The following is a 1,217-nucleotide window of genomic DNA, read 5'->3' as shown; positions in this document are numbered from 1 at the left end:
CGCGCGGTCGCAATTATCCGTAGCCTGGGCGACGACGCATGAGCCGGGTTTCCGCCCTCGCCCTCGGCGCCATCTTGCCGACGATCCCTGACGATCTCTGCGGGTCGATCGACAGTCCAGCAATCAAGGAAATCATCAAAGATCTGCTGGAGGGCGGCCAGGAGGCGTTCGAATTTCGCAAACAGAAATACGATGCTCATAAGTCCGGCCTCATACCTTCGCTTTCGATCCTGTTGCGTCGCCCAATCGCAGACCTCGCCGAGCGTTCCAGGCTGGAAGAATTGTTCAAACCAATCCCATTGAAAGCACCTGCACCAATCAAACGGCCCAGGTCAGCCAGAACGTTTACGACAGCGCACAAGCCATCAGCTGCTCATCCCGCAGACGCCAAACTCATGAGACCCTACGATTCCAATATATCTCACTCGGACAAAACCGCATCCTTCGTGTATGCCGGTGACTCGGTTGCAACTTAGCGGCGCCGGAAAGGTATCGGCAGCGCCTCACGCTATCTACTCAACGCTACGCTTACTCCTGACGTGCGCTGCTAGCTGCACCGCTGTCATGTCGCCCCCCGTAAGGTCGATCGAAGGCGGTGCAAGGTCCGTGGCCGCGGTGGTCGTAGTATCGAGTGCCGTCCGGAGCAATGCCGCGAATGCTCCGGCGAGCTCTTCACCCGCATTGCTCGCGATCGATTAGCCATTGCATCTCCCAGGCGACGAAGCCTGGCTCATTGGCGAGCAACGTGCCTCCGGAGAGAAGAAATACTATCTCGCCAATCTTCCGGCGGCGACGGATCTGCGCACGCTGGCCGCAACCATCAAGGCACGGTGGATTTGTGAGCAGGCGCATCAGCAGTTGAAGGAGGAGCTTGGACTTGATCACTTCGAAGGGCGATCATGGCAAGGTCTTCGTCGCCACGCCCTGATGACAATGATTGCCTACGCCTTCCTGCAACATCGTCGCCTCGCATACGCGGGGCGGAAAAAAAGAATCAACGGGCCTCCGCCTCAGCCAACCATGCCCGCCGTACGTCACGCCATCGTCGATCTCATCCTTCGGCCGCCAACACAGCAGTGCCCATATTGCCGAAAGCAAATCCTTGAAAAACAATGGCGCAAACAAAATCTGCCAAAGTAGTGCTTCTGTAATGGGCCTTTGTTCGTCAAGTCCCTCTGAACGATATCTCATCGCCAGGATCATGCTTCTGTCCGTGG

Annotated in this window: 1 protein-coding gene and 1 pseudogene; both read left to right on the top strand. The window is 57.2% G+C overall.

Going from position 1 to position 1,217, the window contains the following annotated elements:
* Positions 1 to 38: 38 nt before the first annotated feature.
* Entirely contained in the window at positions 39 to 476 is a 438-nt protein-coding gene (locus AC5ZFO_RS47955; protein ID WP_496124260.1) for a hypothetical protein, read from the top strand.
* Positions 477 to 705: 229 nt separating this feature from the next.
* Positions 706 to 1,106 (top strand): annotated as a pseudogene (locus AC5ZFO_RS47950) (transposase); the annotation flags it as partial.
* Positions 1,107 to 1,217 lie beyond the last annotated feature (111 nt).

It is taken from the genome of Bradyrhizobium sp. Unk1 (assembly GCF_059512345.1).
This window is presented reverse-complemented; position numbering and strand designations above follow the sequence as displayed.

Excerpts from the sequence above, each read along its gene's own strand:
- AC5ZFO_RS47955 (WP_496124260.1), top strand. The coding sequence starts at position 39 with ATGAGCCGGGTTTCCGCCCTCGCCCTCGGCGCCATCTTGCCGACGATC.